The following is a 14,456-nucleotide window of genomic DNA, read 5'->3' as shown; positions in this document are numbered from 1 at the left end:
TGGCCTTTTTGGCTGCGGCTTTTTTTCTGTGCCCGGGGCGGTGTCGGTTTTTTTCAAAAACAATTTACCAAAATCTTTTGTTGCCCATTTGGCTACCCCCCCACGCCGGCGTGGGCACTGGCCCCATGCTCAGGCACCGCACTCGCGTGATCAGACACGTATCTCGCGTGATCAGAGGCGACACACGAAGTTCCGCCTCCAATCACGCGAGTTACGCCTCCAAGCACGCGAGTTCGCCGCCTGATCACGCGAGTTCGCCGCCTGATCACGCGAGTTCGCCGCCTGATCACGCGAGTCACGTCCCGATCACCGTCTCCACCACCTTCCGCACCTGGGCCGCATCCGGTGCCGGCGCGGTGCGGTCGGCGTAGAGCAAGTGTGACGCGCCGATGAGCGTGGCCGCGAGGGTTTCGACGTCGGCGTCCGCCGCGATCCTGCCCTTCGACCGTTCCGCGTCGAGATAACCGCCGATCATCACGGCGGCCTGGGTCAGCACCGGGACCCCGGCGGGCCACTCGCGGCGCAACCGGGCGCGCAGCTCGTCGCGGAAGATCACGAGGGGGACGATCGCGACCGCCACCGACTCGAACACCGCGGTGAGCGCCGAGGTGAGGTTGTCCACCACCGTTCCGGTACCGACGGCCTCCCGCAGGCCCTTCTCGTCCAGTTTCTCGATGCGGTCCAGCACGAACTCGGCCAGGAATCCGTCGAAGTCGTCGAAATGCCGGTGAAGGACGCCTTTCGCGCAGTCCGCCTCCGTGGTCACGGCGCGGCTGGTGAGCCCGCTCGGACCGTCGCGCAGCAGGACACGCTCCGCCGCGTCGAACAACTGCGCGCGGACGGCGCGCAAAGCTACCCCGGTCGGCATACGGCTCCCTTGCGTTGACGAGTGGGCAAGCGCCCACTTAAGGTGGGCACATGCCCACTCTACCTTCGGGACCACAGCCTCACCGCTATCGACAGGCCGCGGAATCCTTCGGCGCGGATGTCGAACGCTACGACCGGACCCGGCCCGCCTATCCCCCGGAACTCGTCGGCCACCTCGTCGCCGCCGCTCCTGGCCGCGAGGTCCTCGACGTGGGCGCCGGCACCGGGATCGAAGCGCGCCAGTTCCAGGCGGCCGGTTGTCGTGTGCTCGGCGTCGAGCCGGACTCGCGGATGGCCGAGTTCGCCCGCCGGAGCGGCCTCGACGTGGAGGTCGCGAAGTTCGAGGACTGGGAGCCCGCCGGGCGCCGATTCGATCTGCTCGTCTCCGGGCAGGCCTGGCACTGGGTCGACCCGGTGGCGGGCGCCGCCAAGGCCGCCGAAGTGCTACGGCCCGGCGGACTCCTCGCCGCGTTCTGGCACGTACCCGAACCGCCGGAAGAGGTCGCGAACGCCCTGGCGGACGCTTACCGGCGGCTCGTGCCGGATTCCCCGATCGATCTCGGCAGCGTGCCGAAACAACCCTCTGACCCGTACGGGCCACTCATCGTGAAGGTCGCCGACGGCCTGCGCGAAGCGGGCGGGTTCGCCGAGCCGGAACGAAGCCGCCACGACTGGGACCGGGTCTACACCCGGGACGAATGGCTGGACCAGCTCCCGACGTTCGGCTCGCTGACCTGGGTCGAAACCGCAGTGCGACAAGAGATCCTCGCTGAAGTCGGCGCGGCGATCGACAGGATGGGCGGACGGTTCACCGTCCGATACGCCACCGTCGCGATCACCGCGCTCCGGGACTGACCCGCCGGTGACGGGAGCCCCGCCGCCCCCGTCACCGGACGTCCGTCAGGGCGTGACAGGGATGTTGGTCAGCCCGTTCACCGCCCTCGACACGGTGTTGGACGCGTAGACGACATTGGGCCGTTCCGAACACTTCGACGTCGACGTGATCTTGATGGCGTACTGGCCGACGCCACCGAGATCGGACTTATTGTCCCGCCACACGTTCCCGCAACCGTTCGGGAACGACGGGGTGGTACCCGGATTATGCGTCTCGTAGCCGTTGGCGAACGTTCCCGGCGACGCGAAGGTGCCGGTATTGCCCTCGATCACGTACCCGGATCCCTTGACGTCGACCCAGGAATCGGCCGAGTTCTGCCCGGAAACCCCTTGGCCGTCGAAGGTGTTGCCCCGGATGACGCCGTCCACGGTGCCCTCCTTGACATCGATCCCTTCGGCGGCGACGTACGGTCCGATGTGGTTGTCGAGCACCCGGATCCGGTCGCTGCGGTCGACCCCGCCGGAGTTCCCGTGGCACGCCCAGTTGGAGTTCGCCGAGCCGAGGTAGACGCCCTCGCCGTAACCCGCCTGCACGAGGCCGGTGTGGCTGATCGTCGAATCGCGGATGACGCTGTCCGCCGAGGAACGGCGGAAGTGCACGGCCTCCTCGTCGATCCGGTGTACCCGCACCCCTTCGATCACGGTGTGATGCGAGTTGTCCGCGACGATGCCCTTTTTCGACTCCTGCACGGTGAAGCCCTTGAGGTGCCAGTACGGCGCGCCGTAGAGCCAGAATCCGTACCCGGAGTCCCAGCCCGCGGTCGGCGCCGGACAGGAAGGCGCTTCACCGGACGGACCGTCGTTGATGAGGACCGCCGTCGCCGGTCCGGTCACCGTGATCGGCGCGCCCGCCGTGCCGGGTTTCGTGGCCACGAACGAACCACGATAGGTTCCGGCGGCCAGGCGGATGGTCTGGCCGGGGCTCGCGGAGGCCAGCGCGGCCCGCAGTTCCGCCGCCGTGCTCACGTCGATGACGTCTCCCGCGGGAACGCTGGTGGTCGTCGTCGGCGGCTTGCTCGTGGTCGTGGTGGTAGGCGGGGTCGTGGTGGTGCTCGGCGCTCCTCCCCCGCACGGGTTGCCGTTGATCGCGCATCCGGTCGGCAGGCCGAGCCCGGTGGTGTTGAAGCCGAACGACGCGGTTCCGCCGGGTTTGATCGTGCCGTTGAAGCCGGCGTTGGTGACCTTGTAGTGCTGGCCACTCCTGGTGAGCACCGAGCTCCACGACGTCGTGATCGTGGTGCCCGCGGGGAGATCGAAGTCGATCGTCCACTGTGTACTGTTCGCGTCGCCCGTGTTGGTCAGCGTGTACTTCCCGCCGTATCCGCTGTCCCAGGCCGAACTCTGGGCGAACACCGCGGTCAGGCTGGGCGCGGCGGCCTCGGCGGTGACGACGGCGCCGAACAGGCCCGCCGCCGAAGCCGTGGCCGCGATCGCGGCGAGCAGTCGTTTCCTCGTCATTCCGTGCCTCCGCATTTCGTTCCGGCGATCGTGCACGCGACCGGGAGCCCGTGACCAGCGGCGTTGAAGCCGAACGTCGCCGTGCCGCCGGGTTTGACGCTGCCGTTGTGGGCCGCGTTCCCGAACCGGTGGTGCTGTCCGGTCCTGGTCAGCACCGAACTCCACGAACCGGTGATCGTCGTCCCGGAGGGCAGGTCGAACTCGACCGCCCACGAACCGACGGCGGCCGAACAGGTGTTGCTGATCGTGAAGGCGCCTCCGTAGCCGCTGTCCCACACAGACTTGCGGGTGAAGGTCGCGTTCAGGCACGCGCTCGGGGTCTGGGTCGTCGCCGAAGTGGTCGGGCTCTGGCTCGTCGGCGAAGACGGCGGCGTCCCGTCGACGGATTTCAGGAAGAGCGAGGAGGCGGCGTCGGTCTTGGTGGCGTCGACGCCGTGCCCTCCGGTGTAGTCCCGCTGCTCGTTCTTCGCCCAGTCGGCGATCGGTGTGCCCCCGATGTCGAGGTGCTGGTATGCCGTGCCGTCCCAGCCGAAGGAGTAGACGCGGTGCCGGTCTGCGTAGAAGTCGTTGTACGGGCCGTTGTCGGCGAGCTGTTTGGTCATGGCGTTGTTGAAGAACACGTTGCGGTAGCCGGAAGCGCCCGACCACTTGACCGCCTTCTTGCCCGCGCCCCACCAGATGGGGAACCAGTTCGAGTCGTCGGGACCGCCGCCGCCCTCTTCGCCGCAGTTGGCCCGGCAGTTCCCGGAGCGGTGCGCGTACGGGACCTTGACCGTGTTGAGTTCGAACAGATTGTTGCGTTCCCAGCCTCCGTGCAGGTTCAGGTCGGAGTCGAACGAGTTGCCGATCACCACGTTGCCCGCGGCGGACCACTGGAAGGTGAAATGCCGCAACAGGGTGGAGGTGTTGCCGGCGTAGAGCGAATCCCAGACCCGGGAGCCGCGGAAGTAGCCGTTGCCGCCCTTGCCCTTGTTCCACGATCCGTTGAGTTCGTTGTCGACGATCTGGAGGTTCTTGGCCTCCTCGGTGACGATCGGATGCGATCCGGTCATGTCCGCGCGGACCCCGCGGACCCAGGAGTTCGCCGCCCATTTGAAGACGATGCCGTGCATCTCGGCGGCGGGCGCCATGTTCCCGTAGTTGTGGTTCGCCTCGGCGGGGTTCAGACCCGGCATGTCCTGGGTGAAGCCGAGGTTCTCGAACCCGACGCCGAGCACCGGGTCGACCAGCGGTGCCGCCTTCGAGTCGTAGGTGGCGCCGTCGATCGGGGCCGAACCGTCCGAAGTGGAGTTCACCGGGACGTCGTACTCGAGCGGTTTGTCCAGGGTGATCGTCCGCGCGGACGTGTCGAGCGCCGCGATCGTGAAGATCTGCTGACGCATGTGCATGTTCAGCAACGGGAACGTGGTCGGTGTCGCCTGTTGCCGCTCGTAGAACTTCCGTGAGTTGGCCGCCCTGATGTTGACCAGGTTCCCTGCCGCGAGCGACGTCAGCGCGCCGCTGCTCGCCAGGTGGACGACCTTGTCCCCCATCCGCGCGGCGAACGCGGTGTCACCCGGCTTGCCGCGCAACTTCACCCCGGACTTCCAATGGACGTTGATCGTCCCCTCGAAGATGTCCTTGCGGTTCGCGGGCGCCGAGGCGTAGTCGCTCGCGTAGGACGTGTGCACTCCCCTGGACTGGACACGGACCAGCCCGCGACCTGGCCACAGCCAGCCGCCCTTGCCCGCGCCCGAAGTCATCCCGTCCTCGTCCCAGTCGGAACCGTCCGGGGTGAGGCTGTCGTAGAGGGTGTTCGCGTCGGGTTTGTAGACGAACTTCGTGGCGTCCTTGCCCGCCCCGCGCAGGATGAGGTAGTCGGCGTCGACGTGGATCTCGTGCGTGACGTCGAACCGGCCCGCCGGGAAGGTGATCGTGCTGAGTTTGGTGTAGCTCCCGGACGGTGAGCACGAGCTCTTGATCCCGTCGATCGCCGACTGGATCCCGTTCGTGTCGTCGGCGCCGTCGTCGGGTTTGACGTTGTACTGGCTCGCCAGCTCGGCCGCGGTGATCTGGCAGGTGGCGTTCGGATTCACCTCGCCGGAGCCGGGTAGCGCGGTACCACCGCGATACCCGGCCTTGGACCAGTCGTAGAGCCCCGGGACGGGCGCGCGGCGGTTGGCCGCTCCGAGGTCGAGGCCGGTCAGCGCGCCGGGCCCCGGTGCCGCGTCCGCCATCTGGGGCGGTACCTGCAGGAGTGCGGCGGTGGCGACCACGGCGGCGACCGCCGGGAGGACGGCACGACGAAGAGGGCTTTTTCGGGACACCCGAAACCTCCGTGACGGACTGACGGAAGGTGTTGCGGCGTGTACACCCGGACCCCGTCTTTATAGTTCACGTCCATGTCGCTCGTCAACGGATGTGAATCATGTCCATGTATGTGAACGCTTGAAGGTCGAGACATGGGTGTAGAACGCCTCGAGGTAGCGACGGAGGAACGTCTCGGTTCCCTCGTCCGTCACCTTGCCGTTGTCCGTGATCAGCCCGGCGCGGTCAGTCAGCATCTGAAAGTCCTGTACGACACCGGCCTGATCACCCGGCATCGGGCCGGCCGCGAGGTGTTCTACGCGCGCTCGGTACTCGGTGACACCTTGTGCGCCAACGGGTCAGTGCTCACCTGAGCGGAACCGGTCGAGCACGCGGCGCTCCCGCTTCGTCGGGCGCCCCGCACCCCGTTCCCGCCTCGCGACCGGCACGGCGGCCTCCGGCGGCGGAGCGGGCGTCCGGTCGATGAAGCAGGTCGCGGCATCGGCGGCACCGACCCGTTTCTGGATCACGCGCGTCACTTCCAAGATCCGCGTCGTGTCGTGCACGCGCGCACGCACCTCGTCACCCGCCACGACCGTGGTCGCGGGTTTGGCCGGTTTGCCGTTCACGCGGACATGGCCGCCACGGCACGCCGCCGCGGCGTCCGGGCGCGTCTTGGTCAGCCGGACGGCCCACAGCCAGCGATCAACTCGAGTGGACTCCACAACCGTACATAGTGGCCCATGCGCCTTCTTTATTGCCACCCGGGATAGCCGCAGGTATAACTTGTTCTAAATCCCTCAACGGTGAGGAAGATCACGTGAGCGACGAAACCATGCGGAGAAGCGCTTCCGGACAGTTATCCCGCCGCCTCTTTATTGCAGGAACTGGTTCTATCTTGGGAGCGGCCGCCCTCGGCGGGACCGCTTCCGCGAAAAGCTCGATCGCCGATGCCGCCCGAATCCCGGCACTCGTCATCGGTTCCGGATACGGCGGCTGCGTCGCCGCGCTCAGGCTCGCCGAGGCCGGCGTCGACGTCCATCTCGTCGAACTCGGCATGGCCTGGGACACCCCGGGCACGGACGGCAAGATCTTCGCCAACACCACCAAGCCCGACTATCGCTCCTTCTGGCTGCGGACGAGGACCAAGCAGCCGTTGAGCAACTTCCTCGGCTTCCCGCTGGACAAGGACGTCCCGCGCCACACGGGGATCCTCGACGCCGAGGAGTTCGGCGGCATCACCGTCTACCAGGGCCGCGGCGTCGGCGGCGGCTCGCTGGTCAACGGCGGCATGGCCGTCACACCGAAGCGCGAGAACTTCGGCTCCGTCCTTCCGACGGTGAACGCCGACGAGATGTACGGCGTCTACTACCCGCGCGCCAACGCCGGTCTCGGCGTCGCCACGATCGACCAGAACTGGTTCGAGACCGCCGAGTGCTACCAGTACGCACGGGTCGGCCGGAAACACGCGCAGCGGTCCGGTTTCCCGTTCCTGTTCGTCCCGGACGTGTACGACTGGGAGTACATGAAGAAGGAACAGGCGGGCACGGTGCCGAGGTCGGCGCTGGCCGGGGAGATCCTCTACGGCAACAACGCCGGCAAGAAATCGTTGCAGCAGACCTATCTCCCGCGGATCAAGGCGACGGGCCGGGTGACGATCTCGCCGCTGCACCGCGTCACGTCGGTGACGCCCGCGTCCGGCGGCGGGTACACCGTGGTGATGGAGCAGCTCGACACCGGCGGCACCGTGACGGCGACGAAGTCCGTCACCGCGGACAAGGTGTTCTTCGCCGCGGGTAGCGTCGGCACGAGCAAACTGCTGGTCAAGCTCAAGGCCACCGGCGCGCTGCCCAACCTCGGCAACGAGGTCGGAAAGGGCTGGGGTGACAACGGGAACGTCATGTGCGGCCGGGCGAACCACATGTGGGACGCCACCGGGGCGCTCCAGTCCTCGATCCCGACCGCGGGTATCGACAACTGGGCGGCGGGCGGCGCGTTCGCCGAGGTCGCGCCCCTGCCGACCGGCATCGAGACCTACGCCTCGTTCTACCTGTCGATCACCAAGAACCCGCACCGCGCGGCGTTCTCCTGGAACCCGAGCGCGAACAGGGTCGACCTCGACTGGCAGACCGCGTGGAAGCAGCCGTCGATCGAGATGGCGAAGACGATCTTCGACAAGATCAATTCCAAGGAAGGCACGATCTACCGGACAGACCTCTTCGGTGCCTACAAGATCTGGGGCGACCACCTCACGTACCACCCGCTCGGCGGTGCGGTACTCGGCAAGGCGACCGACAATTACGGCAGGCTGCACGGATATCCCGGGCTTTACGTGATCGACGGCGCGCTGATTCCGGGGAACACCTCGGTCAATCCGTTCGTCACCATTACCGCGCTGGCGGAAAGGAACATCGAAAAGATCGTCGCCACCGATCTGTGACGACGATCGACAATAGGCCGGGGCCGCCACCCCGGCCTATTCTTTGAACAAGCACAGTTATATCTTCGGAAGAACGCAGACGGTGTCGATGCCCAAAACGTGGTTCAGCCGCCCGAACGCGAGCCAGGAACCGATGCTCATGCTCAGTTCGACGATCTCCTTCTGACTGTAGTGCTCGGCCATCCGCTTCCAGAATTCGTCGTCGATGCCGTGGTGGTCGAGCGCGTACCGTTCGGCGTACTCGGCGGCCAGCCGGGTCCGCTCGTCGAACGCGCCGGTGGTGCGCCACTCGGTCACCGCGTCGGCGAACTCCTCCTCGACCTTCACCCCGTCGCGTTCGGTCCGCCAGTCCAGACAGAAGACGCAGCCGTTGATCTGCGCGATCCGCAGCCGGGCCGCCTCGAACTCGCGGAGCCCCAGCGTGGTGTGCGAGTACACCGCGAGCGAGAGTTGCGAGGCGGCGACGCCGATCCCGGGCACCATCTCACCCCACACGTAGCCGATCGGGTCCTTGCCCTCGGGAATGTCGATGTTCATCGCGCGCTCCTTCCGAGCTTGCCGGTCGCCGGTCGCAGGGGGACGTCGAGTGCGTCGTACAGGCCCGGTTTCGCGTCCACGAGCCAGTCGATGGCGCCGACCAGCCTGCCGACCGCGGTCGCGTTGCCGCCGGCGGACCGGTTCTCGCCCTCGTCGGTGGCCTCGACCGAGACTTCGATCCTGGGACGGCCCTCGATGATCACCTTGTGCGCCCCGTCGCCGCTGGGCGGCATCGGCCAGTCCGGCGCGCACGACGAATGGATCCGGGTGACGTGCTCGATGACGATCCGGGGCTCACCGTCCACGATCCCCTGCACTTCGAAGCGGACCGCGCCCTGAGTGCCCTCTTCGAAATCGCCCATCGCCCGCGTGGTCACGGTCTTCTCCAGCGGGCGGCGGTCGAGTGTCTCGCGGATCTCGTCCAGGTCGACGCCGAGACCGCGGGCGATCAGCCGCACCTGCCCGCCCCACACCAACGTGGGCACCGACGGGGCCAGCATCGGCGGCTCGTAGTCCATCGGCTGCCCCATCCCGACCAGGTAGCGGACGGAGTCCGGCTGGTCGTAGGTGGAGTAGTCGAAGATCTCCTGGCAGCGGACGACGTCCACGGTGGTGCCGAGCCCGCTGATCAGCAACGGCAGGATGTCGTTGCCCCACCCCGGATCCACGCCGGAGACGAACAGCGAGCCGCCGCCCTCCGCGATCGCGGCGAGCACGGGCTCGCGCAGTTCTTCGGGCGCGTTCCGCTGGTCGTACAACGCGTAGAGCGCGGGCGTCACCACCACCGCCCCGGCCCGGATCGCGCGGACGATGTCGGCCAGCGCGTCGGCGGGCCGGATGTCGCCGGACGCCGCGTACACCACCGCTCGGGGACCCGCCGCCAGAACCGCTTCGACATCATCGGTCGCCGCCACACCCAGTTCGCTGTCGATTCCCGCGAGCGTGGCCGCGTCGCGGCCGACCTTCGCGGAATCGTGCACGAGCACACCGGTGAGTTCCAGCCCCGGATGTGCGTCGACGGCCCGGATGGAGGCGCGACCGATGTTGCCTGTGCCCCAGACAACAGTGGGAATCATGCTGTCGAGGTTAACCGAATCCAAGTACCGAAACAATTAGGAAAACCGCAGGTCAGCGCGCATTACTCGGGTTCATTCCGACGGGCAACGAAAGCGTTCCGGTACGCGGAACGGATACTGTTCCAATCGGGTTGAGGCGCGACGGCGGACGTGTGTAGTGTGCGTCCCGTGACGAGCCCCGAGTCGGACAGAACCCCGCCGCCGGTCATCCGGCGGCGAGTCGTCGTGTCCGGCCGTTAGGCGTCGGCCCTCTCGCTTCCCGGTGACCGGAGCGCTGTTTCCGTGCGTCCGGCCGGGTTTCCTCCTGCCTCGCGCACGGCTCCTCCTGCTCACTTTCCCTTGGGAGTCGTCCGTTGCCCCTGTTCGTCTATGTCCTCGGCCTTGCCGTCTTCGCGCAAGGCACCTCCGAATTCATGGCTTCCGGCCTGGTGCCGGGGATCGCCGGTGACCTGTCCGTCCCGGTCGGTGCGGCAGCCGCGCTGACGTCGGCCTACGCCGTCGGAATGATCGTCGGCGCACCAGCCATGGCCGTGCTCAGCGCGCGCTGGCCTCGCCGCCGGGCCCTGGCCGGATTTCTGACCGCCTTCGTCGTGGTGCACGTCATCGGCGCCGTGACGACGAGCTTTCCGCTGCTGTTCGGCACCCGCATCGTCGCGGCGATCGTCAACGCCGGATTCCTCGCCGTGGCCATGCCCGTGGCGGTCGCCCTGGCACCGCCCGGAAAGCAGGCGCGGGCGACCGCGGTCCTGCTGGCGGGAATCACGCTGTCGTGTGTCGCCGGTGTGCCGGCGGGCGCCGTACTGGGCGACCTCGCGGGCTGGCGTTCCGCGTTCTGGGCCGTCGCCGCGTTGTGTGTTCCGGCGCTGGTGCTGGTGTTCCGTTCCGCACCCGCCGACGCGGCGGAGCCGCACGAAGTCTCGATCAGGCTCGAAGCACGTGAACTGAAAGCACCTCCCGTGCGGCGGGCCATGATCCTCGGCGCGTTGGTGAACGGCGCCACCTTCGCGACGTTCGCCTTCCTCGCGGTGATCGCGACGGATGTCGCCCACCTCCCCGCCGGAGCGGTCTCCGGCCTGCTGGCGGCTTTCGGCGTCGGCGCGTTCCTCGGTGTCACCGTGGCGGGCCGCACGGGAGACGGCGAACTCCGGCGCGGCCTGGTGCTCGGGTTGTGCGCACTGCCTGCGGGCTGGGCGGTGCTGGCGATCGCCGGCACGCACCCGGTCGCCCTGTTCGTCGTGACGGCCGTCCAAGGTGGACTGTCGTTCGGCTGTGGTTCCGCACTCGTCGCCCGGGTCATGCACGTGGCTCCGGGAGCTCCGACGTTGGGTGGCTCGTTCGCGACGGTCGCGCTGAACGCGGGCGCGTTCCTGGGCCCGGTGCTCGCCGGTTTCGTCACGGAGTCGACCGGTGATTACCGTTACGCCATTTGGATCAGCGCGGCGATCACTCTCCTCGCGCTGCCGCTCGTCCTGCGAAAGAAGCGCTCGTGAACCGCGCGGGCGGGTGGACGTCGAGCCACCCGCCCGCGCGCTGGGTAGCATCGGCCGCACCATGGAGATGATCACTGTGCCCGCGGGCGAGGTGACGCTGACGGATCGCCGGACACAGCGGAACTGGACCGTCGAGGTCGCGTCCTTTCTGCTCGCCCCGGTTCCGGTCACCCGTGAGACCGGCAGGCTTCCCCTCGTCGACGTCTCTTGGCAGGACGCCCTCGCGTTCTGCAACACCCTGTCCGAACGCGAAGGCCTGACTCCCGTCTACCGGCTGGATTCCCCAGCCTGGGATCGGGCCGCGAACGGCTACCGGCTGCCCTCGGAGGCGGAATGGGAGCACGCCTGCCGCGCCGGCACGACCGGCCCCCGCTACGGGCCGCTCGACGAGATCGCCTGGTACCGCGAGAACTCCGCTGAGTCCGTGCACGAAGTCGGCGGCAAGGCGCCCAACGCGTGGGGCCTGCACGACATGCTCGGCAACGTCTGGGAATGGTGCTGGGACGTGTACGACGCCGAGGTGTACGGCGAGTACCGGGTCCTGAAGGGCGGCGGCTGGTTCGACGAGCACTGGAGCTGCCGGGCCTCGGTACGGCGCCGCAGCCACCCGACCTTCCGTGTCGACGACGTCGGCTTCCGCCTCGCCCGGTCACTGTGACCCCGCGTCCACGACCTGATGATCACGCGATTGAATGACGGCACGGACACCCGGCCAGGGTGTCGGACCCTGGAGGAAACCGTGACCGGAACCGCTCCCCGAGACGTCGAACGCGTCTACTCCACCGCCGACGTCGTCGCGAAACTGCGCCGGCTCGCCGACGCGCTCGAATCCGAGACCTCTTTCCGCATCCAGATCGCCGGGGAACGGTTCCGCGTCCCCGCCCGCGCGCAGTTCTCGATCGAGCACGAGCGCGGTGACGGCGAGGAAGAGGTCGAGTTCCAGCTGAAGTGGAAGATCGAGGAGACCGACTCGGACGACGACTCCGAGGGCACCGTCGTCTGATCTACCGTCCACAAAGGACTTGGGCGGGCTCGTGCTTCGTCGGCGGGCCCGCCCGCTTTTTCACCACGGTTCGTCCGTCGCCAACGCTGCGACCGCCGGGTGCACGTCCTCATGTACCTCGTGGTTCAGGTCTGCTACCTGCACGGATACCGAGCTGGGTTCCCACGCAGACCGACGCACGGAGTGCTGATCGTGTACAGCTACCCAAGAGACTGGGTGACTCTTCGAACTCGAACTCATTAGGGGTGCTGCTGTTCTGCTCAATGCCGTTCGCGGGAGCGGGCGGGACACGTAGAGCCACACGAGCCGTCGTGGCCACATTCCGAGCCGTTACTCCGGTTCAGTGAACTGGAGGCTCCCAAGCCGATCTACGTAACGCCGCGTGCCCTCGTCGAGATTCGGAAGTAGCACTGGAACCGGCGATCTTGCCGGCGCCGATCCGGGAGGAAGCAGCGTGGCGTTGTTCGGCAACAATCAGAACGCGGAGGTCGCCGCTCTCCACCAGCAGCTCACAGCAGCCCACGCGACGATCGCGGAGTTGAGGGGTTGGGTCGGGCATCTTCGCGGGACCGAGACCGCTGTACTGGAAAGCGAACTCCGCCAGTTGAAGACTGCGGTCGAGCAGGCCAAAGCGGAGCACTCGGCGCAGTCGGCCGCCCGGCAGCAGTTGGCGGCCGAGCTGGAGTCTTGGCGCTCTCAGCTGGTTGAAACCCGGGAACTCGCACTGTTGCAGCAGGTGGGCATCTACGAGTACGCGCATCCGCTCGAGGACGCGCTGGCCTACAAGGACGCGCTCACCGAACTGAGGTCACATATCAAGACCGCCGCGAAGGGCGACGCCGTGACTTGCCAGGTCGATTGGGCAGTCAACGGATCGGTCAAGGAGGGGCAGAAGCTGGGCCGTGACATGGCCAAGTTGATGCTACGTGCGTACAACGCCGAAGCCGACAACGCCATCCGCGTGGTCAAGCCTCATACGGTGGAATCCGTCAAGAACAGATTGACGACCACGCGGGACACAATCGGCAAGCTCGGGACCCTGATGCGCATCGCGATCTCCAGCGACTACCACCGGCTCCGGCTCAAGGAGATCGACCTGACCGCCGACTACCTGATGAAGGTCGAGGTCGAACGCGAAGCCGCGAGGGAAGAACGCGCCAGACTCCGCGAAGAAGCGAAGGTCATGAAGGAGGTCGAGCGGGAGCGCGCACGTCTGGCGAAGGAGCGTGCCCACTACGCCACGGTCCTCGCACGGCTTGAGGCCAAGGGGGATGTCGAAGGCCTAGTCCGTGCGAAGGAGCAGTTGGCCGCGGTCGACGACGCCATAGCCGGAGTCGAGCAGCGGGCGGCCAACATCCGTGCCGGTTATGTCTACGTCATCTCGAACCTGGGCGCCTTCGGGCCCGACGTGGTGAAAATCGGGATGACCCGACGCCTCGAACCGATGGACCGGGTACGGGAACTCGGCGACGCCTCCGTTCCGTTCCGGTTCGATGTCCACGGGCTCTTCTTCTCCGAGGACGCCGTCGCCCTCGAAACCGCCCTGCATCAGCGACTGGCGGCCGACCGCGTCAACATGGTGAATCCGCGCCGGGAGTTCTTCTACGCCACGCCGGCGCGGGTCAAGGAGCTTCTCACTGACCTCGGTGACGACCACATCCTCGAATACAAGGACACCGCGGATGCCGTCGAATGGCGAGCATCGCGTCGCGATACCGATTCTTCGCTCGCGCTGTCCCGCGCCTCGAACACCGACGCGGGTGATGACGGTGACCTGTCTTCGGACGGCGACCTGACATGACCCATGCACCTCGGCCGCCCGCGCCCTCGCCAGTGCCTCACCGCCCTCCTGCGTGGTTCCCGGACCCTTTGGACGACAGCCTGCTGCGGTACTGGGACGGACATGGATGGAGCTTCCACACCGCAGTTCGCCCGGCCCCCACGCCCTCAGCGGTGGAACAGCCGCGGCAGGTGCCTCAACCCGCTCCCGTTCCGGCGATGCGTCCCGACATCGTGGCCGCGCTGCAGAACGTCCGTGGAGTCCTGGTGGGCTCGATGAAGGAGGTCAACCTCCTCCCCGGTTACCTTCGACCCGAAGAGCAGGTGCTCGCGCTTACCGCGGCGCAAGGCGAAGGTCAGGGCGTGCTCGCCTGTACGAATCGCCGGCTGCTGTTCCTTTTCGTCGGGGTCGTGCGCCGCCAGTTCCTCGAAGTCGACTGGAACCAGACCAAGCACATCTTTTACTCCCAGTCCACCAAGACCTTCTCGGTCTACACGACGAAATTCAGCAAGCGGGCCGTTCCGGCATTCACCGTGCGGGTCCACAACCTCAACGACGCGAACTCCATCGCCTACGCGGCCCAGTCTGCTGCGGCCGCGCCGCGGCTGGACGTCGTCTGAACCGA

General features: G+C 67.3%; 14 protein-coding genes. 8 read left to right on the top strand and 6 right to left on the bottom strand.

Annotated features, from left to right (window positions below):
* Positions 1 to 295: 295 nt before the first annotated feature.
* Complete coding sequence (locus tag ACZ3HL_RS33815; protein ID WP_465411415.1) at positions 296 to 868, bottom strand: TetR/AcrR family transcriptional regulator; 573 nt, start codon at positions 866 to 868, stop codon at positions 296 to 298.
* A gap of 50 nt (positions 869 to 918) precedes the next feature.
* On the opposite strand from ACZ3HL_RS33815, the gene ACZ3HL_RS33810 reads away from it, so the two are divergent.
* Positions 919 to 1,722, top strand: a complete 804-nt coding sequence (locus ACZ3HL_RS33810; RefSeq protein WP_465535385.1) for a class I SAM-dependent methyltransferase — start codon at positions 919 to 921, stop codon at positions 1,720 to 1,722.
* Positions 1,723 to 1,767: 45 nt separating this feature from the next.
* On the opposite strand, the gene ACZ3HL_RS33805 is transcribed toward ACZ3HL_RS33810, so the two are convergent.
* Entirely contained in the window at positions 1,768 to 3,219 is a 1,452-nt protein-coding gene (locus tag ACZ3HL_RS33805) for a cellulose binding domain-containing protein (protein ID WP_465535384.1), read from the bottom strand.
* Positions 3,216 to 5,525: a cellulose binding domain-containing protein gene (locus ACZ3HL_RS33800; RefSeq protein ID WP_465535383.1), complete on the bottom strand. Its 2,310-nt coding sequence runs from the start codon at positions 5,523 to 5,525 to the stop codon at positions 3,216 to 3,218. The genes ACZ3HL_RS33805 and ACZ3HL_RS33800 overlap by 4 nt, the downstream gene beginning before the upstream one ends.
* A gap of 135 nt (positions 5,526 to 5,660) precedes the next feature.
* Between ACZ3HL_RS33800 and ACZ3HL_RS33795 the strand changes: the two genes are divergently transcribed.
* Positions 5,661 to 5,879 carry a hypothetical protein gene (locus ACZ3HL_RS33795; protein WP_465535382.1) on the top strand — a complete coding sequence of 73 codons (219 nt, stop codon included), beginning with the start codon at positions 5,661 to 5,663 and terminating at the stop codon, positions 5,877 to 5,879.
* On the opposite strand, the gene ACZ3HL_RS33790 is transcribed toward ACZ3HL_RS33795, so the two are convergent.
* Positions 5,865 to 6,230, bottom strand: coding sequence for an RNA-binding S4 domain-containing protein (locus ACZ3HL_RS33790; RefSeq protein WP_073843358.1), 366 nt, complete (start codon positions 6,228 to 6,230; stop codon positions 5,865 to 5,867). The two genes, ACZ3HL_RS33795 and ACZ3HL_RS33790, sit on opposite strands and share 15 nt — an antisense overlap.
* Positions 6,231 to 6,403: 173 nt before the next feature.
* On the opposite strand from ACZ3HL_RS33790, the gene ACZ3HL_RS33785 reads away from it, so the two are divergent.
* Positions 6,404 to 7,945, top strand: a complete 1,542-nt coding sequence (locus ACZ3HL_RS33785) for a GMC oxidoreductase (RefSeq protein WP_465411420.1) — start codon at positions 6,404 to 6,406, stop codon at positions 7,943 to 7,945.
* 57 nt (positions 7,946 to 8,002) lie between these two features.
* Here the strand turns inward: ACZ3HL_RS33785 and ACZ3HL_RS33780 are convergent, their stop codons facing one another.
* Positions 8,003 to 8,482 carry a carboxymuconolactone decarboxylase family protein gene (locus ACZ3HL_RS33780; protein WP_465535381.1) on the bottom strand — a complete coding sequence of 160 codons (480 nt, stop codon included), beginning with the start codon at positions 8,480 to 8,482 and terminating at the stop codon, positions 8,003 to 8,005.
* Entirely contained in the window at positions 8,479 to 9,558 is a 1,080-nt protein-coding gene (locus tag ACZ3HL_RS33775; protein WP_465535380.1) for an NAD(P)H-dependent amine dehydrogenase family protein, read from the bottom strand. Before ACZ3HL_RS33775 ends, ACZ3HL_RS33780 begins: the two co-directional genes overlap by 4 nt.
* 353 nt (positions 9,559 to 9,911) lie before the next feature.
* On the opposite strand from ACZ3HL_RS33775, the gene ACZ3HL_RS33770 reads away from it, so the two are divergent.
* From ACZ3HL_RS33770 to ACZ3HL_RS33750, 5 genes are all read left to right on the top strand, one after another.
* Positions 9,912 to 11,048 carry a Cmx/CmrA family chloramphenicol efflux MFS transporter gene (locus ACZ3HL_RS33770; protein ID WP_465535379.1) on the top strand — a complete coding sequence of 379 codons (1,137 nt, stop codon included), beginning with the start codon at positions 9,912 to 9,914 and terminating at the stop codon, positions 11,046 to 11,048.
* Between the two features lie 61 nt (positions 11,049 to 11,109).
* On the top strand, positions 11,110 to 11,706 hold the full coding sequence (locus tag ACZ3HL_RS33765; protein ID WP_465535378.1) for a formylglycine-generating enzyme family protein: 597 nt from the start codon (positions 11,110 to 11,112) through the stop codon (positions 11,704 to 11,706).
* Positions 11,707 to 11,787: 81 nt separating this feature from the next.
* Positions 11,788 to 12,051, top strand: a complete 264-nt coding sequence (locus ACZ3HL_RS33760; protein ID WP_125677397.1) for an amphi-Trp domain-containing protein — start codon at positions 11,788 to 11,790, stop codon at positions 12,049 to 12,051.
* Between the two features lie 454 nt (positions 12,052 to 12,505).
* The gene (locus tag ACZ3HL_RS33755) at positions 12,506 to 13,852 is read left to right on the top strand and encodes an SNIPE associated domain-containing protein (protein WP_465535377.1); all 1,347 of its coding nucleotides are present in this window, start codon (positions 12,506 to 12,508) and stop codon (positions 13,850 to 13,852) included.
* A complete protein-coding gene (locus tag ACZ3HL_RS33750) occupies positions 13,849 to 14,451 on the top strand; it encodes a DUF2510 domain-containing protein (protein ID WP_465535376.1) in 603 nt (200 codons plus the stop codon). Before ACZ3HL_RS33755 ends, ACZ3HL_RS33750 begins: the two co-directional genes overlap by 4 nt.
* The last annotated feature ends 5 nt before the right edge of the window (positions 14,452 to 14,456 follow it).

This window comes from Amycolatopsis sp. NPDC000009, assembly GCF_055563465.1.
Note: the sequence above shows the minus strand (reverse complement) of the source record. Positions and strands in the feature narration are given on the sequence as shown.